At 68.5% G+C, this 19250-nt stretch carries 15 protein-coding genes; 4 read left to right on the forward strand and 11 right to left on the reverse strand.

Features of this window, described 5'->3' with window-relative positions; genetic code table 11:
* Genes R5H29_RS02215 through R5H29_RS02235 form a run of 5 tightly spaced genes read right to left on the reverse strand, consistent with a single transcriptional unit; the run spans position 1 to position 3082 of the window.
* Positions 1–312, reverse strand: coding sequence for a lipid asymmetry maintenance protein MlaB (locus tag R5H29_RS02215; protein ID WP_164145141.1), 312 nt, complete (start codon positions 310–312; stop codon positions 1–3).
* Complete coding sequence (locus tag R5H29_RS02220; RefSeq protein ID WP_021203288.1) at positions 302–964, reverse strand: phospholipid-binding protein MlaC; 663 nt, start codon at positions 962–964, stop codon at positions 302–304. The genes R5H29_RS02215 and R5H29_RS02220 overlap by 11 nt, the downstream gene beginning before the upstream one ends.
* Entirely contained in the window at positions 961–1485 is a 525-nt protein-coding gene (gene mlaD / locus R5H29_RS02225) for an outer membrane lipid asymmetry maintenance protein MlaD (protein WP_021203289.1), read from the reverse strand. The genes R5H29_RS02220 and mlaD overlap by 4 nt, the downstream gene beginning before the upstream one ends.
* Positions 1486–1544: 59 nt before the next feature.
* On the reverse strand, positions 1545–2294 hold the full coding sequence (locus R5H29_RS02230; RefSeq protein ID WP_005414955.1) for an MlaE family lipid ABC transporter permease subunit: 750 nt from the start codon (positions 2292–2294) through the stop codon (positions 1545–1547).
* On the reverse strand, positions 2294–3082 hold the full coding sequence (locus R5H29_RS02235; protein WP_010487485.1) for an ABC transporter ATP-binding protein: 789 nt from the start codon (positions 3080–3082) through the stop codon (positions 2294–2296). The genes R5H29_RS02230 and R5H29_RS02235 overlap by 1 nt, the downstream gene beginning before the upstream one ends.
* Positions 3083–3271: 189 nt before the next feature.
* Between R5H29_RS02235 and recC the strand changes: the two genes are divergently transcribed.
* From recC to R5H29_RS02255, 4 genes are all read left to right on the forward strand, one after another.
* Complete coding sequence (gene recC / locus R5H29_RS02240; protein WP_332328666.1) at positions 3272–6619, forward strand: exodeoxyribonuclease V subunit gamma; 3348 nt, start codon at positions 3272–3274, stop codon at positions 6617–6619.
* A complete protein-coding gene (recB, locus tag R5H29_RS02245) occupies positions 6616–10296 on the forward strand; it encodes an exodeoxyribonuclease V subunit beta (RefSeq protein WP_332328667.1) in 3681 nt (1226 codons plus the stop codon). Before recC ends, recB begins: the two co-directional genes overlap by 4 nt.
* Positions 10293–12173 carry an exodeoxyribonuclease V subunit alpha gene (gene recD / locus R5H29_RS02250; protein ID WP_332328668.1) on the forward strand — a complete coding sequence of 627 codons (1881 nt, stop codon included), beginning with the start codon at positions 10293–10295 and terminating at the stop codon, positions 12171–12173. The genes recB and recD overlap by 4 nt, the downstream gene beginning before the upstream one ends.
* Before the next feature lie 132 nt (positions 12174–12305).
* Positions 12306–12854: a hypothetical protein gene (locus R5H29_RS02255; RefSeq protein WP_332328669.1), complete on the forward strand. Its 549-nt coding sequence runs from the start codon at positions 12306–12308 to the stop codon at positions 12852–12854.
* Positions 12855–13223: 369 nt separating this feature from the next.
* Here the strand turns inward: R5H29_RS02255 and R5H29_RS02260 are convergent, their stop codons facing one another.
* The 6 genes from R5H29_RS02260 to R5H29_RS02285 form a co-directional block, all read right to left on the reverse strand.
* Positions 13224–13622: a hypothetical protein gene (locus R5H29_RS02260; RefSeq protein WP_332328670.1), complete on the reverse strand. Its 399-nt coding sequence runs from the start codon at positions 13620–13622 to the stop codon at positions 13224–13226.
* A 94-nt stretch (positions 13623–13716) separates the two neighbouring features.
* Positions 13717–15756 carry an FUSC family protein gene (locus R5H29_RS02265; RefSeq protein WP_332328671.1) on the reverse strand — a complete coding sequence of 680 codons (2040 nt, stop codon included), beginning with the start codon at positions 15754–15756 and terminating at the stop codon, positions 13717–13719.
* A 3-nt stretch (positions 15757–15759) separates the two neighbouring features.
* Entirely contained in the window at positions 15760–17220 is a 1461-nt protein-coding gene (locus R5H29_RS02270; RefSeq protein WP_058983104.1) for an efflux transporter outer membrane subunit, read from the reverse strand.
* Positions 17217–18134 carry an HlyD family secretion protein gene (locus R5H29_RS02275; RefSeq protein ID WP_043403026.1) on the reverse strand — a complete coding sequence of 306 codons (918 nt, stop codon included), beginning with the start codon at positions 18132–18134 and terminating at the stop codon, positions 17217–17219. The genes R5H29_RS02270 and R5H29_RS02275 overlap by 4 nt, the downstream gene beginning before the upstream one ends.
* Positions 18131–18340 (reverse strand): DUF1656 domain-containing protein, encoded by a 210-nt coding sequence (locus R5H29_RS02280; RefSeq protein ID WP_010487502.1) that lies wholly within the window; start codon positions 18338–18340, stop codon positions 18131–18133. Before R5H29_RS02280 ends, R5H29_RS02275 begins: the two co-directional genes overlap by 4 nt.
* A gap of 108 nt (positions 18341–18448) precedes the next feature.
* Positions 18449–18904: a MarR family winged helix-turn-helix transcriptional regulator gene (locus R5H29_RS02285; protein ID WP_012481667.1), complete on the reverse strand. Its 456-nt coding sequence runs from the start codon at positions 18902–18904 to the stop codon at positions 18449–18451.
* Between the last annotated feature and the right edge of the window lie 346 nt (positions 18905–19250).

Genomic DNA, 19250 nt, shown 5'->3' on the forward strand with positions numbered 1-19250 from the left:
TCAGCTCGCAGCAGAAGTAGCGTTGAAATCCAGATCGGGCGACAGCCGGTAGGCTGCGCTCAGCTCGTTGTAGCCGGCCGGCGCGCCGGAGACGACCAGTGGGTGACCGCTCCTGCGCGCGCGTGCCGCCAGCTCGGCCAGCAGCGCCAGGCCGGCGCTGTCCACGCGGTCCACCTCGCCCAGCTCCAGCCGTGACAGCTTTGCCGGCAGGGCCTGCAGCTGCGGCCACAGCGCGATCACCGCGGCACGGTCGAGCACCCCGCGCAGGCGCAGGGTGTCGCCTTCCAGCAGTGCCAGTGCGTTACTTGCCATTGCCCGCGGGCCCGGCCTGCATGCTGCCGCTGTGCAGTTCGCTGGCCACCTGCTTGATGCCCTTCTGGCGCAGCGGGGTATCGAACTGGTTGCGGAAGGTCTGCACGTAGGAAATGCCTTCAATGTTGACGTCGAAGATCTTCCACTGGCCGTTCACGTTGCGCATCCAGTACTCGACCGGAGTCGGCTCGTTGCCGGCGCGCACCAGTTCGGTGCTGACACGCACGCCACGATTGCCCGGCAGCGGGCTTTCACCCTTCAGGCGGAAGCTTGGCTTGCCCTGGATGTTGAGCAAGGTCGAGCCGTAGCGCTGCATCAGGCTGTCGGCCATCGCATCGGCGAACAGCTTGATGTCGGCGTCGGAAGCACCGCGGGCGTGCGGGCCCAGCACCAGACGCGCGGCGTAGTCGCGGTCGAAGGTGCGGGTCAGTTCGCTGTCGATGTAGCTGCGCAGGCTGGCCGGGTTGCTGGTGAACTCGCTCTTGCGCTGCTGCAGCGTGGACAGGATGCGGCTGCTGGCATCGATCACCACCTTGCCGGCCTGGCTCTGCGTTGCGGCAGCGGCAGGTGCGGCGGCCTGGGCCTGGGCCAGGAACGGGGTGGCTGCCAGCAGCGCCGAGGCGAGCAGGGCCGGGATCAGTTTCATTTTCATGGTTGCGGTTCCGTTGCAGGCGCCTGCGCGCCATCGTTGGGCTTCTGAGCAGTGCCGCCACCGGCGCCGCCACTGAACATGTACTTGCCGACCAGCTGGATCAGGTCCACGGCCGGCTGGGTGAAGACGATCTCGTCGCCGGCCTTCAGCACGTCCGGGTCACCGCCCGGCTGCAGACCGATATAGCTCTCGCCGAGCAAACCACTGGTGAAGATGCCGGCCGAGGTGTCCGCCGGCAGGTCCTTGACCTTGCTGTCCATGCGCAGCGTCACGATGGATTCGAACTTCACCGGGTCCAGGTCGATCGAAGCGACCTGGCCGACGGTCACGCCGCCGATCTTCACCGGCGCCTGCTTGCGCAGCTGGCCGACCTGGGAGAAGCGCGCCTTCAGGTCATAGCCCTCACTGCCCCAGCTCCAGCGCTGGTTGGTCGAGGCCACGGCCAGCACCAGCAACGAGGCCAGAGCCAGCAGCAGGAAGGCGCCGACAGAGAATTCAAGTCTGGGACCGCGGATGGCCATGTGGATTACCTGATCGAGTCGTGGTGGCCGCGCGCGCCTGCGCACCGCCGGTGGAGGGGTTAGGTGAACAACATTGCCGACAGCACGAAGTTGAACATCAGCACCAGCAGCGAGGCGTTGACCACCGCACGGGTGGTCGCCACCGAAGTGCCTTCAATGGTCGGCTCGGCGTGGAAACCAACATAGGCGGCCACCAGCGCGGCAGTGCCGCCGAAGATCGCCGACTTCAGCATCGCCACGCCGAAGTCGTCCCAGAAATCGACGCTGTTGCGCAGTGCCGACCAGAACACGCCATTGTCCAGGCCCAGCACATGCACCGCTTCGAAGTAGCTGGCGCTGATCGCCAGCGAGCAGAAGATGCCGGTCAGCAGCGGCACGGTCAGCACCGCCGCCCAGAAGCGCGGCGCGACGGCCTTGGCCACCGGGTCGATCGCCATCAGCTCCAGTGCCTTGATCTGGTCGGTGGCGCGCATCAGGCCCAGTTCGGCGGCGATCGAGCTGCCGGCGCGGCCGATGAACAACAGCGCGGTCAGCACCGGCGCCAGTTCCCGGTACAGCGACAGGCCGAGCAGGGTCGACAGCGCGTCGGCCGCACCGAAGGTGGTCAGCGTGCGGTAGCCCTGCAGGGTCAGCACCAGGCCGACGAAGGCACCACCGACGGCGATGATCGGCAGCGAGCGTGCGCCGATCTTGTAGATCTCGCGGGTCAGCTCGGCCAGGAAATCACGGGTTGGCAGCGAACCACGCAGCACGGTCAGCGAGAACAGGCCGGCGCGACCCAGTGAGCGGGTGGCTTGGACGAACGGCATCAGGCAACCCTCGCACGTGGCGCGGCATCGAACGGAATCGGGCCATCGGGCTGGCCGTGCAGGAACTGCCGCAGCAGCGGGTCCTGGCTGGACTGCAGTGCCTCGGGCGTGCCCTGGAACACGATGCCGCCATTGGCGATCGCGATCACCTGGTCGCAGATCGGCAGGGTCTCGTGCACGTGGTGGCTGACGATGATGCTGGTCAGGCCCAGGCTGTGGTTGAGGCGCTGGATCAGGCTCATGATCACCCCCGAGGCGATCGGGTCCAGCCCAGTCAGCGGCTCGTCGTAGATCATCAGCGGCGGGTCCAGCGCCAGTGCACGGGCCAGCGCCACACGGCGCGCCATGCCACCGGACAGCTCGCGCGGCCAGGCATCGGCGGCGGCCAGCAGGCCCACCGCATGCAGCTTCATCTGCACCAGCCGGCGCAGCACGGCGGTCGGCAGGCGGGTGTGCGTACGCAGCGGCAGGGCGACGTTCTCGGCCACGGTGAGGTCGGTCAGCAGGCCGTTGCCCTGCAACAGCACGCCCACGCTCTTGCGCATTTCCAGCAGCGCGCCGCTGTCATGCGGGATCGGCTTGCCGAACAGGGTGACCTCGCCGGCGACCGGGCGCAGTTCGCCGGTCAGCGCCGCCAGCAGGGTCGACTTGCCGCTGCCGGACGGACCGAGCACCGCGGTGATGCTGCCCTTGGGCACCTGCAGCGACACGTCGCGCAGGATCGTGCGTCCGCTCCGGTCGATGCGGACGTTGGATAACTGCACCAGACTGGAGGTGGAAGCCGACATGGGCACCATTAACGTTTTTTAGACATCGAAGGATCGGGCCCGTCGGCTGAACATAAGCAGACTGGACGGTCCAGTATTGTTGCACGGCAAGGCCTCGCGCAGGCCGGGACAATCGCCCGGCAGCCCGGAACAATCCGTACCGGCGATGGGCTGACCATTGAATACTGCCTGCCGTCCTGCACACTGTGCATGATGAGTGACCCGGGCAGCGATTTCCGCCTCTACCATTCCAATTCCCTGGACGTGCTGGCCGCGCTGCTGGCGCGCAACGTGCGTGTGCCGGTGCAGGGCCAGCCGCTGCTGGCGCCGGAAGTGGTGCTGATCCCGCAGGTGGCGATGCGGCGCTGGCTGCAGGCGACACTGGCCGCGGAATTCGGCGTCGCCGCCAACCTCGAGTTCCTGACCCCCGGCGAGTTCGTGGCGCGGGCGCTGAAGGCCAACGTCAGCGGCGAGCAGGACGATCTGGACGCGGCCGGTCTGCACTGGAAGCTGTATCAGGCACTGAGCGACCCGGCGCTGCTGGCGCAGCCGCCGATGCGCGCGCTGCAGTCCTATCTTGCCGGCGATGACGCATTGAAACCCTGGGCGCTGGCCGGCGAGCTGGCCTCGGTGTTCGAGAAGTACCAGGCCTGGCGCCGCGACTGGCTGCTGCGCTGGGCAGCCGGTGCCGATCCGGCCGACCCGCAGGCGATCCTGTGGCGCACCATCACCCGCGGCCGCGACTACCGCGCCCGCCGCATCCAGGAGTACCTGGACCGCTTCGAAGGCGCCGGCCAGCCGCTGCCGCAAGGCCTGCCGCCGCGCATGTCTGCGTTCGCAACGCTCAACATCTCGCCTGACGTGCTGCGGGTGATGGCCACCCAGGCCCGGGTGGGCGAGCTGCACTTCTACATGCCCACCCCGGTGCAGTCGTACTGGGGCGACCTGCAGACGCTGGCCGAGCGCCTGCGCAGTGGCGCACCGGATCCCTTCGGTGAAGCGGCCGGCGAGAACCGGCTGCTGGAAGCGTGGGGTGCGGCCGGGCGCGACTTCATGGCGGTGCTGGGCAGTTACGAGGTGGTGCATCCGGCCGGCGAAATCGCCGCCTATTCCGATCCGGAGGAGGACACCGGGCCAAGCCTGGACGAAGGTGGCCTGTCCGACAGCCTGCTGCATCGCCTGCAGCGTGACCTGTTCCACCGTCGCGCGCTGCCCTCGGGTGAACTGCGCGACGGCCTGCGCAGCGACGACCCCAGCCTGCAGGTACACGCCTGCCACACCCGCCTGCGTGAGTTGCAGGTACTGCACGACCAGCTGCGCAGCCTGCTGCAGGACCCGCGCTTCGACCCGCCGCTGCAGGCACGTGAGATCGCGGTGCTGGCGCCGGACATCGATCCCTATGTGCCGTACCTGGAAGCGGTGTTCGGCGGTCGCGGCGGCGAGGAGGAACACATTCCGTATGCGCTGGCCGACAGCAGCCCGCTGGCGGGCGAGCCGCTGGCCGATGTGTTCGTGCATCTGCTGGGCCTGCCGGTCTCGCGCTTTGGCCTGAACGAAGTGCTGGACCTGTTGGCCAGCGCCCCGCTGGCCGAAGCGGCCGGGCTGGAAGCGGTGGACTTCGACCGCCTGCATGGCTGGCTGCAGCAGGCCGGCGCACGCTGGGGCCTGGACGCAAGACACCGCAACCAGCACCAGGCACCGGCCGACGACGCCTACACCTGGCAGTTCGCGCTGGATCGCCTGGTACTCGGCCATGCCACCGGCAGCGAGGCCGACGTGGCCGGCGTGGCGCCGTGGATCGAACTGGAAGGCGGCGCGCTGGACGCGCTGGACCGGCTGCTGCGCCTGTTGCGCGTGCTGGCGGTCTACCAGCGACGCCTCGGCGAGCTGCTGACCCCGGCGCAGTGGCGGCAGCGCCTGCTGTCGCTGCTGGACGCACTGTTGCCCACCGCGCCCAGCTCGCCCAACAGCCAGCGCGCGCTGGAGCGCCTGCGCAAGCTGCTCAACCAGTTCGCCGACGATGCCGCCAAGGCCGGTTTCGAAGACGGCGTGCCGCCGGAGGTGGTGCGTTCGCACTTCGCCGGCGCATTGGGGGAGGCCGATACGCGCGCACCGCTGCTGACCGGTGGCATCAGTTTCGGCCGAATGGTGCCGATGCGGCTGCTGCCGTTCCGGGTGATCTGCGTGCTCGGTCTCAATGATGGCGATTTCCCCCGCCGTGACCCGGCCGCCGGTCTCAACCAGCTCACCGCCGAGCTGGATACGCCGCGCCGCCGTCCGGGCGACCGCTCCACCCGCGAGGATGACCGCTTCCTGTTCCTGCAGCTGTTCGCGGCCGCGCAGGAGGTGTTCTATCTCAGCTATCTCGGCGCCGATCCGCGCGATGGCAGCGTGCGTGAGCCGTCGGTACTGGTCAGCGAACTGATCGATGCCGCCGCCGCATATCACCTCGATCCGACTGCTGCGGTCCGCGACTTCACCGTGCGTCACGCCTTGCAGCCGTTCTCGCCAGCCGCGTTCGGTGATGGCGATCCACGCCGCTTCAGCTATCGCCGCCAGTGGCATCCGGCCGCCGGTCGCCTGACCGGCCAGCGCGGTGGCCTGCAGCCGTGGTTCGATGCACCGTTGCCGCCGCCGCTCGACGATGCGGTGGAAGACGAGGTCGCACTCGATACCCTGCGTCGTTTCCTGTGCGATCCGGCCGGGCAGTTCCTCGCACAGTCGCTGGGGCTTCGCCTGGCCGACGAGGTGGAGGAGGTGGATGACCTGGAACCGCTGGTGCTGTCCGCGCGCGGACCGGAAAAGCGCAGTGTGCAGGCGGCGGTGGTACGCGCCACGCTCAGCGGCGATGCCGAGCCGTTGTACCCGCGGTTGCGCGCGCGTGGCTTGCTGCCGTCGGGTCCATTGGGCGAGCGCCAGTTCGAGGTGGAGCAGTTGAAGACACGCCCGTATGCCAGTGCGCTGCTGGGCTGGATGCAGGGCGAACCACTGGAAAGCCGTCGCTACGAAGTGGACATCGATGGCGTGCGCCTGCATGGCCGCGTGGCCGATCGGCATCCCGAAGGGCTGGTGCGCCTGCGTGCCGGTACACTCAATGGCAATGCAGTGATCCGCCACGGCCTGGACTGGCTGCTGGCGAACGCGGCGGGCGATGCGCTGCCGCTTGTGCAGTTCCATGACGGCGGCGATGCCGGTCCCGGTCCGCACGTGCTGCCGGCATTGAGCGTTCCCGCTGCACGTGCGGCGCTGCGTGCGCTGCTGCAGCTGCGCCAGCGTGGCCTGCGCGAGCCGCTGCGCTTTGCCCCGTACACCGGCTGGGCGCTGTACAACGCGCCGGCAGAAAAGCAGCGCAGCGAAGGCTGGAAGCAGTGGCACGGCAGCGACCGCACCTGGGGGGAATCCAGAAGTGACGCGTGGCAGCTGCTGCTGCGCGGTGCCGACCCGTTCGCCACCGATGCCGGCTACGCTGACCTGCTGCGCAACAGCCAGCTGGTCTTCAGCGCCGTGCGCGAAGGCCGCGCTCTCGGCGCCGAAGCACGCCAGGAGGGCAACGCATGAACACCGCCATCGCCGAAGACGGCATCGAATCCCTCAGCCGCGATCCCTATCTGGCGCTGCCGCTGGAGGGCATCCGGCTGATCGAAGCCAGCGCCGGCACCGGCAAGACCTTCACCCTGGCCACGTTGTTCACCCGCCTGGTGGTGGAGCAGGGCCTGCGCATCGGCCAGATCCTGGCGGTGACCTTCACCGATGCCGCCACCCAGGAACTGCGCAAGCGCATCCGCGAGCGCCTGGCGCTGGCCGCGCGCCAGGTCGACCTGGAAGCGGCCGACGGTGAAGCACCGGAGGTGCGATTGACCCGCGACGTGCTGCAGCGCCATCTGCAGGGCGGCACCGAGAGCGCCGCCGCACTGAAACGCCGCCTGCAGGTGGCCGCAGACGAGATCGACCTGGCGTCCATCTTCACCATCCACGGCTTCTGCACCCGCGTGCTGCGCGAGCATGCGCTGGAAAGCGGCCACACCTTTGATCCGCCGGAACTGCTGGCCAGCGACCGTGAGCTGCTGGAGGAGCTCGCGGCCGATCTGTGGCGCGTGCATGCCAACGACCCGGCCACGCTGGAGCCGCTGACCTGGCTGTGGTCCAACCCGGATGCGCTGGCGGCCGATCTGCGCGCGTTGCTGGCTACGCCGCCTCTGCACCCGTTGCCACGGCCGGTGGCGCTGGCCGATCCACACCCAGCATTGCAGGCCACCGCCGCCGAACTGCAGCAGGCGCTGCGCGAGCATGGCGAGCAGTTCTTCATCGACCTCTGCGATGCGGTCGACAACAAGTGGCTCAACGGCGTGTCCTACAAGCTGGGCTGGCTGCATCCGCTGGGCCGGCAGCTGCTGGCCTGGGCCGAGCGCGCCGACCCGCGCGAGCTTCTGATCAGCGAACGCCTGCCGGCGCTGCTGCCGGAGGCGTTGGCCGCCAAGACCAACAAGAAATTCGCCGAGCGCACGCCGTCGTCGCCATTGCAGGCACCGTTGGCGCGCTATGTCGTGCTGCTGGCCGAACGCGATGCCTGGTTGCGTGCCACCGCATTGAATTTCCTGCACGCGCTTCGCGACGACGCCACGCAGCGGCTGCAGGCACTGAAGCGCGTCCGCCGGGTGCAGACCTACGACGATCTGATCGATGGCGTAGCGCTCGCCCTGGAAGGCCCGCAGCGACTGACGCTGGTCAGGCAGTTGCGCGCGCAGTACCGCATCGCGCTGGTCGATGAGTTCCAGGACACCGACGATCGCCAGTGGGGCATCTTCCACACCGTCTTCGGCGATTCGCCGGAGGTGCGCGAGCTGGGCCTGGCACCGGCGTTGTTCCTGATCGGCGACCCCAAGCAGGCGATCTACGGCTTCCGCGGCGGTGATATCCACACTTACCTGAAGGCCAAGCAGGTGGCGCAGCAGGCGCCGGTACTGGACCAGAACTTCCGCTCGCGACCCGCTGTGCTGCGCGCGCTGCAGGCGCTGTACGACAACGCTGGCGAAGACGCCTTCCTCGAACGCGACATCCAGTTCGAGCCGGTGCGGCCCGGTGGCGTGCGCAGCGATGCGGACTACCAGCGCGACGGCCATGCCGCTGCGGCGCTCACCCTGCGCGTGCTGCGCAGTGGCGGTGACAAGGCGATGAGCGCCGATGCCTCGCGCGATGCGGCGACCCAGGCCTGCGTGGCCGCGATTCACCAGATCCTGGTCGAGGCGCGTGCGGGCAATGCCGTGTTGCGTGGGCGCCCGGTGCAGCCCGGTGACATCGCGGTGCTGGTGCGCTCGCATCGCGAGGCCACCCTGGTGCAGCGCGCACTGGCCGCGGTCGGCATTCCGGCAGTGGCAGCCGGCAAACAGAGCCTGTTTTCCACGCCTGAAGCGCGTGATCTGCGTGCGCTGCTGCTGGCACTGCTGCAACCGGCCGACGAGGGCCGCCTGCGCGCAGCGCTGGCCACGGTACTGCTCGGCCAGCGCGCAAGTGCGATTGCGGCGATGGAACGCGACGGCGACCTGCAACGCGGGTTCCAGGCGCAGCTGCTGCACTGGCGAGAGCGCTGGCAGCGCGGCGGGCCGTTCGCGGTGATCGCCGATGTCTGTGCCGCGCAGGGCGAGCGTCTGCTGGCGCTGATCGATGGCGAGCGCCGCCTCACCAATTACCTGCAGCTGGGTGAACTGCTGCAGGAAGCCTCCGCGCAGGCGCTGGGCATGCACGGGCTGCTGGACTGGTTGCAGGGGCAGATGGCCAGCGCCGACCAGGATGACGAGCAGCAGCTGCTGCGCCTGGAATCGGATGCGCGCCGCGTGCAGATCATCACCCTGCACAAGAGCAAGGGCCTGGAGTATCCGCTGGTGTTCCTGCCCTTCGTCGGCATCGACGGCGGCGCACCGAACACGGCCTCGCACTGCACCGTGCACGTCGGCGGCCAGCGCCAGTTGCACTGGAAGCTGGACAAGGACGAGGCCTGGGAAGCGGCCACCGCGCAGCGCGAACGCGAGCAGCGCGCCGAGGATGCGCGCCTGCTGTATGTGGGACTGACCCGCGCCGAGCATGCGCTGTGGATCGCCGTGGGTGATCTGGCCGGGCTGGGCAAGACGCGGCTGGCGCCGCTGCTGGGTGACCTGCAGGCGCTGCGCGCGCTCGCCGATGTGCGCATCGATGACAGTGAGGTACCGGCTGCGCTGCCGCAGCTGGCGGCCGAAGTGGAAGGGGATCTTCCGGCGGTGCGTGCACTGACCCGGCGCGTTCCGCACGACTGGTGGGTGTACAGCTTCACCCAGCTGGCCCACGCCGATGCCGGCGCGGGCAGTGACATCGAAGCCGCTGCCACCGCGCTGCCGGCGCCGGCAGCAGACGAACCCACCGGCCCGGAGCTGCCGCTGGAACCGGCACTGCCGGAAGCCGCCGCAGTGGCCGAGGACAGCGCGCCGCTCGACTCGCGTTTCATGGGCAGCCGCTTCGGCAACGTGCTGCACGAGGCAATGGAGAACGTCGACTTCGCCGCATGGGGTGACTGGCAGCCGGGCCTGGAAGCGCCCGCGGGGCAGGCCGAGGTACTGCGCAAGGCGCTGCACGACGAAGGCTATGCCGACGTCGACCTGGACGACGGCGTGGCGGTGCTGGTGCCGCTGGTTGGCCACACCCTGACCGTGCCGCTGCCCGAAGGCGGCGCGCTGCACAGCCTGGGGGAAGGCGAGCGCCGCGCCGAAATCGACTTCCATTTCGCCATCGAACCAACCACGGTGCCGGCGCTGCTGCAGGTCCTTCATGCGCACGGCGTTTCCAGTGGTCGTCGCGGCTTCGGCCAGCGCCGCCGCCTGGAAGGGCTGATGACCGGCATGATCGACCTGACCTACGTGCGCGACGGGCGCTGGTACGTGCTCGACTACAAGTCCAACCGCCTGCCCGGCTACAGCCCGGACCTGCTGGCCATTGCCATGCGCCACAGCGAATACGACCTGCAGGCGCTGATCTACACCGTGGCCCTGCATCGCTGGCTGCGCTTCCGTCTGGGCGCGGCCTACGATTACGAGCGCGACATGGGGGGCATCCGCTACCTGTTCTGCCGCGGCCTGGATGGCACGGGCAACGGCGTGTACGTGGATCGTTTTCCGTTCGCGCTGGTGGATGCACTCGACGCGCTGTTCGCCGGCGGCGAGCAGGCCCAGGCCCAGCTCGCCGCGCGTGCCCGTGGAGCCAGCGCATGAGCCTGCTGAAGGAACTGCATCAGAAGGGCCTGCTGCGTACCCTCGACCACGCATTGGCGACCAGCCTGCAGCGGCTGCGCGACGACACGCCCGACAGTGTGGCACTGGCGGCGGCGCTGGCTTCGCTGGCGGTGTCCCAGGGCCACGCCGGGTTTGATCCGGCTCAGCCGCAGCGGTTGCTGGACGGCGTGCCCGAGTGGCCTGCCGCGCACGACTGGCTGGCACAGCTGCGTGCATCGCCGTGGGTGGCGACACCCGAGCAGTCCGACACCATCGCCGAGGATGCGCCGCTGGTGCTGGAAAACGGCCTGCTCTACCTGCGCCGCTACCGCGAGTACGAGCGCCAGCTGGCGGCCGGGCTGCAGCGCATCGGCCGGCATCCGCTGCCGGCGCCGGACATGGCCGCGCTGGCACCGCTGTTCGCGCAGCTGTTCCCGCAGGCATTGGGCGGCGAGGACCACCAGGCACGCGCCGCCGGCGTGACCCTGCGCCATCCGCTGGCACTGGTCACCGGCGGCCCCGGCACCGGCAAGACCACCACCATCGCGCGCCTGTTGCTGCTGCTGGCGGCGCAGGCCCGGCATGCCGGCCAGCCGCTGCCCGAGGTGGCGTTGGCCGCGCCGACCGGTCGCGCTGCCGAGCGCATGGCCGAGAGCCTTCGCGTAGCCGTGCAACGGCTGCAGGAACAAGGAGTGGATGCGACGTTGTGCGCGGCATTGCCCAGTACCGGCACCACCCTGCATCGCCTGCTCGGCGTGATTCCCGATTCACCGCGCTTCCGCCACCACGCTGATAATCCACTGCCGGTGGATGTGGTGGTGGTCGACGAAGCGTCGATGATCGATCTGCCGATGATGGCCAAGCTGGTCGATGCGATCGCCAGTGGCACCCGGCTGATCCTGCTCGGCGACCCGGACCAGCTGCCGTCGGTGGAAGCCGGCGACGTACTCAGCGCGATCCTGCGCGCCAGCGGCGATGGCATCGGCACCCGCGCCGACGACGCGCAGGCACTGCATGGTCTGCTGGCGCCGGCCACCTTGCAGCCGCAGGCGGCACCACGCGCCTTTGCTGGCCGCCGCGTGCAGCTGCAGCGCGGTTACCGTCAGAGTGATGCGCTGGACCTGGCGCCACTGGCGCATGCCGTGCGCGAAGGCGACAGCAGCACCGCATTGCAGCTGCTGCGCGGCGGGTCTCTGGCGGGCGTGCATTTCCACGAAGGCGAAGCCGATCCATTGCGTGGCCAACGCGAGCATCTGCTCGGCCACTGGCGCGCGCTGGCCGAGGCCGCTGATCCGGTAAGTGCCCTGCAGCAGGCCGGGCGCCTGCGCGTGCTGACCGCATTGCGCGAAGGCCCGCAGGGTGCGCGCGGGCTCAACAGCCGCATCGAACAGCTGCTGGCTGGCAACACCCCGGGCTACTTCCAGGGCCGCCTGCTGCTGGTCACCGAGAACAGCTACCGGCACCGCCTGTTCAACGGCGATATCGGCATCTGCCTGCGCGACGACAGCGGCGCGATGGTGGCCTGGTTCCCGGGCGACACCGTCGAGCAGCCACGCGCCTTCCACCCGGCCGCACTGCCCGCGCACGAAAGCGCCTTTGCGATGACCGTGCACAAGGCACAGGGCTCGGAGTTCGATGAAGTGTGGCTGCAGCTGCCACGCCAGGATAGCCGCGTGCTGTCGCGCGAGCTGGTCTACACCGGCCTGACCCGTGCCCGCCAGCGCCTGCACGTAGCAGGCAGCGCAGAGGTGCTGCAGGCCGCATTGAAACGCCACGCCAGTCGATTGGGTGGCCTGGCCTGGCGCTTGGGTGCGGAAGCGGTGGCCGAAGCACCGGCGCGCATCGAACAGCCTACCGTGCAGGGCACCTTGTTCTGAACGGGGGGTCGGATCCCGTTCCCATCGGGAACGGGCTCTGACCCCCGTCGCCCCGATGTCGCATTTGCCCTTTGATGACGCCGCCGGCGCTACCTATCCTGCGTTGCCACCCCACGACACAGGAACCGGCACATGGCGCTTATCGCCCTGGATGACCCACGCTGGGCCGAACTACAGCATGCCTATGGGGCTGCGGATGACATTCCGGAGCTGCTGGCCAATCTCAGTATCCCGAAAAACGAAAGATCGGAAGACGATCCGATTGAAGACACTTGGGAAGAATTGTGGAGCAGCTTGTGCCATCAAGGGGATGTCTACAGCGCTTCGTTTGCGGCTGTGCCGCATATTGTCAACGCATTGCCAGTTGATGCTGACGCTGACTCAGACGATTGGCAGTTCATTTCCCTTGCACAATCGATAGAAACGTTGCGATGCCACCGAGGCATTGAACTTCCTGCTGGATTGGAGCCGGAGTATTCGCAGGCCATTCAGCGCATGGGTAAACACGCGGCAATGCTTGTCGCGACGCCACAGGAGGCTTGGAAAACCTCAGCACTCTTTGCAGCCATTGCTATCGCGCACGGCCACACCCCAATGGCCAGACTGCATACCGAGATCATGTCCGATGAGATGGACCAGGCAGTCAATATCTACTTCGCAGAGGTAACACGAGACAACTAGTGTTTCCGCCGATGAACGGGATCGCTGCCTCCACGATCGTCTCACGTCAGTCGAGCATGGCTCGACTCTACAAAAGCGTATTTCGATCATTTTGGCATTCATCCACGCATGGCGTGGATCTAACCCGTGTCGACCAAGGTCGACACCCACCAGAAGCAAGCCATGCCATTCCGACAGATCGCGGGAACCTGTCGAAGGCTGGGTGGGTCCGGTTGGGGGGGCGTGAGCGCCATGGATGGCGCGACCGAGCTTACAGGGGCGTACTTGCAGCGCCCCCCGCAACCGGACCCACCCAGCCAATCCACGGTTAGCACGCTTTTGACGTTGATGCTGCCTCGGCAGGTGCAGGGCGCAGCCCTGCCGCCAAACCTACTCCGGTATCAGCACCAGCCCATCGGGGAACACGATCGCGGCTTCATCGGCACTCACGTCAAAGAAGCCCACTCCGTGCTTCTCGGCCAGGTCCTGCACGCGACCATGCGCGCGCTCGGCCACCGAATAGGTGAATGCGCCATAGATCACTTCGCGGCCGATGCTGTACTCGGTCACTTCGGCACGATCGTCATCGTCGTTGCTCAATGGGCCGTTCAACGGCGGGAAGTCCTGCGCCATCTCCGCAAACCACGCTTGCAGCGCCGGGCTGCTAACCGCCGGGTCGTCGTACTCGTGGCGCTCGTTCCACTGCGTCTGCTTCTCGAACCAGGCGATGAAGGCCGCCGCTTCGCGCGGGGCCGCGCTGGCCTCGAACACCATCATGTCGTAACTCATTGAACCGTCCTGTGGGGATCGCGAGTGGCCGCCGGGCATGGCCCGGCGCTACCGAACCACGATGGTAGCGCCGGGCCGCGCCTGGCGGATCGCATTACACGGACGGCGATTCGGCGCCTTCCCATCCCGGCGCCAACGCCTTCGCCTCCGGGAACAGCGCGAAGCGCAGGCCGATCAGGCCCATCAGCGCCTCGTCGCGGGCCTTGCAGGCGCCCACGCCGCCGACCCGGCCCAGCGAGGTATCCAACCGCTCGCGCAATGCGTCGGCCGCCACAATCGGTTTGCGCGCAGCGATCTGCCGGCGGTAGTGCACGGCGATCTCTTCAAGAATGTGCTCGACCGCCTCACGGCTGCGCTCGGGCAGTTCCAGCCGTGCACGGCGCAGCTGCAGGATGTTCAGGCCGATGCGCGCCTCGTTGAGCATGTCCACCGAGGCGATGTCACTGCCCTCGGGCGTCGCCGCCAGGCGCGGGGCGAGCAGGCCCAGCAGGTCGAGCATGCGTGCGGCGAAGCGCTGCCGATCCTGCTGGCCGCGTCCTTCGGCGGCTTCGGCCAGCGTGGTCCAGCCCTGCCGCACCAGCCGGCGCGCGGTCCATTCGGCACCCACCGAACGGAACAGGCGGGTCATCACCACCGCAAAGCCAATGCCGATGAACATTGCGATGGACGAGTTGAGGAAGGTCTGGATGTTGGCGCTGTAGGTGTTCTGCAGGCTCAGCAGCGCGGCCAGGTTCACTGTCAGCGGCAGCGCGAACAACGCGCTCTTGGGGTGGTGCAGCATCAGCCCCAGCGGCAGGAACGCCACCGCCAGCACCAGCGCCAGCAGGCCGAAGTCGTGCACGGCCGGGAACACGCCGAACAGGTACACGCCGGCCACCACCGAGGCGACCATCGCCCACACCAGGAACTGCACCATGCTGGGGGCCGGATCGTCCTGTGCGGCGAAGAATGCGGCAGTCACCGCCGCCATCATCGCGCCGTTGCCACCGCCCTCCCAACCGAGCGCGATCCACAGTACGCAGTAGCTCATCAGTGCCACGCCGGCACTGAGCGCGGAGAACAGTGCCATGCCGTAGTCGACGTGCCTGTCGGCGGCCACCCGTTCGGTGCGGATGCGATAGTGCGCGCGGTCCAGCGGCGCGGTGCCCTGATCGATCGCGTGCTGCAGGGTGCGGCAGTCCTGCCACAGGTCCACCAGCTCCTCCAGGCGCAGCAGCAGGCTGGCCAGCTGCAGGTGCTGCAGGTCGCGGTCCACCTGCGGCTTCAGCGCGCTGATGCGCGCGCGCAGCCGCGCGTACTCACTGGCGTTGGTCGGGCCGTCCAGCCAGTCGTGGATGTCATCGACCAGCGCCGGCAAACCTTCCGGCAACGCCTGGCCATCGCTGCGCAACGCACTCAGGCGGTCGGCGATCGAGGACAGCACCGGCAACAGCAGCAGCATGCGCTCGCGCAGGCGCTCCATCGACACCGCCGACCCTGCATGGCGTGGATCATCGCGGCGCAGGAATTCGATCAGCGCCTCGAACTGCACCAGATCGGCGGCCAACCGGTTGCGTGGCGCGTGTGCACGGCCACGTTCCAGGATCTGCCGGCACCACTGCGCGGCGTCCTCCATCCAGTTGCCGATGCGGGCGCGCAGCATCGGCCGCACCGAGGCCGGGAACAGCAGCGAGGCGAACAGCACCGCCACCACCGTGCCGAGGATGATCTCCTCGCTGCGCGCCACCACCGTGTCGAAGATGGTTTCCGGCGAGGTCACTGCGGGGAAGCCGATGAAGGCGGTGGTGTAGCCGGCCAGCAGGAACGCGTAGCCGCGCGGGCCGCGGTTGAGCAGGGCCATGAACAGGCAGCCGGCCAGCCAGATCGACATTGCCGCGCTCAGCACCAGCGGCGTTTCCACCAGTGCCGGCAGCACCAGCAGGGTGGCCAGGCCGGCCACCAGGGTGCCGACGATGCGGTACACGCCCTTGGCACGGGTTGGGCCCAGCAGCGGCTGGCTGACGATGTAGACCGTGCCCATCGCCCAGTACGGGCGCGACAGGTTGCCGGCCATGGCGATGTACAGCGCGGCCACCGCCGCCAGGTAGGTCTTGATCGAGAACAGCCAGGCCTGGCGGTCGGTCAGCGCGTTCATGGCTTACTTCGCTGCGGTCGAGGCGTTGGGCGCGGTGGCGCTTGCCTGCCAGCCGCCGCCCAGCACCAGGAACAGATGGATCTGGTCGCGTGAGACCTGCGCTTCGGCGGCGGCCAGGGTGGCATCGCTGGTGGCCAGGCTGCGGTCGGCATCCAGGCTGGACAGGTACGGCGTGCGGCCACCCTGGTACAGCCGGCGGTTCTGCTCGGCAGCCAGTGCGGCCTGTTCCTGCGCGATGCGCAGCGACTGCAGCCGGCGCAGGTCCTGCGCATAGCGGTCCAGCGCGGTCTGGGTCTCGCGCAGCGCTTGCAGAACGGTGTGGTCGAACTCGGCCAGGGCCGCATCGGCGCCCGCTTCGGCAGCGTGGATGCGCGCGTGCGTGCCCGACGACGGCAACGTCCACGAAATCAGCGGGCCGATCGACCATTGCTGGGTCATCGGCGTGCCGAAGTCTTCCAGCAGGCCGGCGGCACCCACCGAGGCACCCAGGCGGATGTCCGGATACAGTTCGGCGGTGGCCACGCCAATGCGCGCGGTGGCCGAGGCCAGCTTGCGTTCGGCCTGGCGCACGTCCGGGCGGCGCTGCAGCAGCGCACGGCCATCACCGACCGGCAGCGGCTGCGCCAGGCCGGGGGCGTGTGCACAGTCGATCACGCCAGCCGGCAGCTGGCCCGGGGTCTGCCCGAGCAGGGCGGCCAGCGAATAGGCGGCCGCCGAGCGCTGCGCATGCAGCGGCGGCAGTGCAGCTTCCAGCAGCGCCACCTGGGCATTGGCGCGGGCCAGCTCCGGCGGCGTGCCACGGCCAGCCGCGATCAGGCGCTCGGTAACGGTGCGGCTGCGCTGTTGCAGCTGCAGCGAATGCTCGGCCACGTGCAGTTCGTGGTTGGCATGGCAGATTTCCAGGTAGCTGTCGGCCACCTGGGCGACCACACTGACCTGGGCCAGATCGCGTGCCGCCGCCACCGACTGCTCGTCGGCACGCGCCGCTTCGGCGCCGCGCTTGAGCTTGCCGAACAGGTCGAACTGGTAGCTGACCGCGAACTTGCCATCGGCCAGGTTGATCACCGGCAGCTCGTGCTCCTGCAGGAACGATTCGGCCGACAGCTGCGCGCGGCTGACGCCGGCCTCGGCCTCGTACTCGAAGCCGCCGGCGTCCAGCGCCTGTTCGTACACGGCGGCGGCGCGGCGCAGGTGCGCATCGGCGGCCTTCAGTTCCACGTTGTCACGCAGCGCCTGGGTGATCAGCCCGTCCAGCACCGGGTCGTTGTACAACGACCACCAGCGGTCGGGCAGCGCCTGGTTGGCGGCCACCTGCGGGTTCTGCGTATCGATGAAGGCCGCATTGGCCTCCGGGCGCTTGAACGCCGAGCCTTCCGGCAGCGCGTAGTCCGGGCCGACGGTCCTGCACGCGGCCAGGCTGGCCAGCGCGACGATCAGGCCGAGACGGGGCAGGGTGGCGTTCACAGGCCCGCCTGTGTCGGCGCGGTGCCGACCTTGTCTGCATGCTTCGTGCTGTTGGTCTGTACGGTCACCGTGGCGGTACGGCCGGCAATCAGCTCCACGCCCTTGGGCACCTCGTCGATGGCGATGCGCACCGGAATGCGCTGCGCCAGGCGCACCCAGTCGAAGGCCGGGGTCACGTTCGGCAGCAGGGTGCTGCCGTTGCTGCGGTAGCGATCCTCGATGCCGGCGGCGATGCTCTCGACATGGCCGCGCAGCGGCGCCGATTCGCCCATCAGGCGGATGTCCACGCGCTGCCCCGGGGCCACGCCGCGCAGGCGGGTTTCCTCGAAGTAGCCGTCGATGCGGAACGAGCCGGTGTCCAGCAGCGCCAGCACCGGCTTGCCGGCCACCACGTAGTCGCCCACGCGCATGGTGCGGTCGTTGACCCGGCCATCGGCCGGTGCGCGCACCTCGGTGCGGCCCAGGTTGAGCTCGGCCAGGTCGACCGCCGCCTGTGCGGTGCCCAGCGCAGCCTGTGCAGCCTGCAGCTTGGCGCGGCGCACTTCGGCGTCCTCGGCGGCGACCAGATCCTGCAGGCTGCGGTCACGGCCGATTTCGCGGCGCAGCTGCGCCACCGAGGCCTGGCGCTCGGCCAAGCTGGCCTTGGCCTGTTCCAGCGCGATGCGGTAGCGCGCGCGGTCGATCACGAACAGCACGTCGCCCTTCTTCACCGCCTGGTTGTCGGCCACGTTCACCGTTTCCACCAGTCCGGACACGTCCGGTGCCACCTGCACCACGTCGGCACCGACATGGGCGTCGCGGGTCCACGGCTCATCCATGTAATAGACCCACAGCTGGCGCAGCACCAGCAGGGCGACGATCACGGCTGCGCTGGTCAGCAGTATGGGCAGGGTCTTCTTCACGATCTTGTTCACGATTGCATCCAACGCAGGAGGTGGAACAGCAGGCCAAGCACGATCCCGTACAGCGCCAGGTTGAACAGCGCCGGGTGCCATACATGGCGATAGGCGCCGGCACGCTGCAGCAGCGCGTGCAGGCCGCTGTTGACCAGGTAGGCCAACAACATCAACCCGAGCAGGGTCGGGACGAACACTCCATGGAGACTGAATTCACCGGGCATCGGAAGGGGCGGGGGCGAGGTGGGGGAGGGGAGGGACAACAGAACAACGGCAACGGGCAAAAGCCGCTGGCGTGTGCACGGCAGCGGCGGTGTTCGGGGGCAGCGGTCTTACGTGATGCGGTCGGCGGCCTCGGCCAGCAGGCGCCATGCCTTCAGCACGGCGTGCAGTTCATCCATGGAAAGCTCGCCGAACACGTCCTGGCGCAGGCCGATCAACTGGTCTTCCAGCTCGCTGACCAGCGCATGGCCCGCGTCGGTCAGCCACAGCAGGTTGGCGCGGCGGTCGCTGGCGTCGCTCTCGCGGCGGACCAGGTCGCTGGCGCACAGCTTGTCCAGCAGGCGCACCAGGGAAGGACCCTCCATGCCCAGCTGCTGGGCCAGCGCCACCTGGCGGATGCCACCGCCGGAGCGGCCGATCATCAGCAGGGGCATGGTGCAGGCGGTGGAGATGCCGTAGCTGCCGAGCCGACTGTCGGCCAAGCGCTGCCACTGCCGCCCTGCGTACAGCAGGCCGGAGCTGAGCTGCATCTGCAGCACGGTGCGCTCGTCGAGAGGTCGGTCCATAAGAGATAGATAGGATACTACTAATTTCATTCCTATCAATGGGTTTTTCTGAATGGGCGGGGTGTATTGAGGAAAGCGTTGCGCCTGCTGGCTATCGGTTGGGGTGGCGGAGGGCCGGACGGGGCAGGGCACGCTGCAAGTACGTCCATGTAAGCTCGATCGGCGCATCCATGCGCCTCACGGCCCTGCCCCGCCCGGCCCGCCGCCACCCACCCCACATCCCGCGAGCGCGGTGGGTTGGCTCTAAGGGCAAAAGCAGTGCGGACCAAGGTCCGCACCCACCAGGGCGGCACACCGCTTCCGAAGCCATGAACCCCCGCTTTTGACCCCGCTTTCGGGCGGTCCG

The sequence above is a fragment of the Stenotrophomonas sp. A3_2 genome (genome assembly GCF_036624925.1).
Taxonomy (GTDB): domain Bacteria; phylum Pseudomonadota; class Gammaproteobacteria; order Xanthomonadales; family Xanthomonadaceae; genus Stenotrophomonas; species Stenotrophomonas hibiscicola.

Coding starts and splice junctions, on each gene's coding strand:
- mlaD (WP_021203289.1), bottom strand. CDS start 1,485: ATGGCCATCCGCGGTCCCAGACTTGAATTCTCTGTCGGCGCCTTCCTG.
- recB (WP_332328667.1), top strand. CDS start 6,616: ATGAACACCGCCATCGCCGAAGACGGCATCGAATCCCTCAGCCGCGAT.
- recC (WP_332328666.1), top strand. CDS start 3,272: ATGATGAGTGACCCGGGCAGCGATTTCCGCCTCTACCATTCCAATTCC.
- R5H29_RS02285 (WP_012481667.1), bottom strand. CDS start 18,904: ATGGACCGACCTCTCGACGAGCGCACCGTGCTGCAGATGCAGCTCAGC.
- R5H29_RS02255 (WP_332328669.1), top strand. CDS start 12,306: ATGGCGCTTATCGCCCTGGATGACCCACGCTGGGCCGAACTACAGCAT.
- recD (WP_332328668.1), top strand. CDS start 10,293: ATGAGCCTGCTGAAGGAACTGCATCAGAAGGGCCTGCTGCGTACCCTC.
- R5H29_RS02230 (WP_005414955.1), bottom strand. CDS start 2,294: ATGCCGTTCGTCCAAGCCACCCGCTCACTGGGTCGCGCCGGCCTGTTC.
- R5H29_RS02260 (WP_332328670.1), bottom strand. CDS start 13,622: ATGAGTTACGACATGATGGTGTTCGAGGCCAGCGCGGCCCCGCGCGAA.
- R5H29_RS02235 (WP_010487485.1), bottom strand. CDS start 3,082: ATGTCGGCTTCCACCTCCAGTCTGGTGCAGTTATCCAACGTCCGCATC.
- R5H29_RS02220 (WP_021203288.1), bottom strand. CDS start 964: ATGAAAATGAAACTGATCCCGGCCCTGCTCGCCTCGGCGCTGCTGGCA.
- R5H29_RS02280 (WP_010487502.1), bottom strand. CDS start 18,340: ATGCCCGGTGAATTCAGTCTCCATGGAGTGTTCGTCCCGACCCTGCTC.
- R5H29_RS02265 (WP_332328671.1), bottom strand. CDS start 15,756: ATGAACGCGCTGACCGACCGCCAGGCCTGGCTGTTCTCGATCAAGACC.
- R5H29_RS02215 (WP_164145141.1), bottom strand. CDS start 312: ATGGCAAGTAACGCACTGGCACTGCTGGAAGGCGACACCCTGCGCCTG.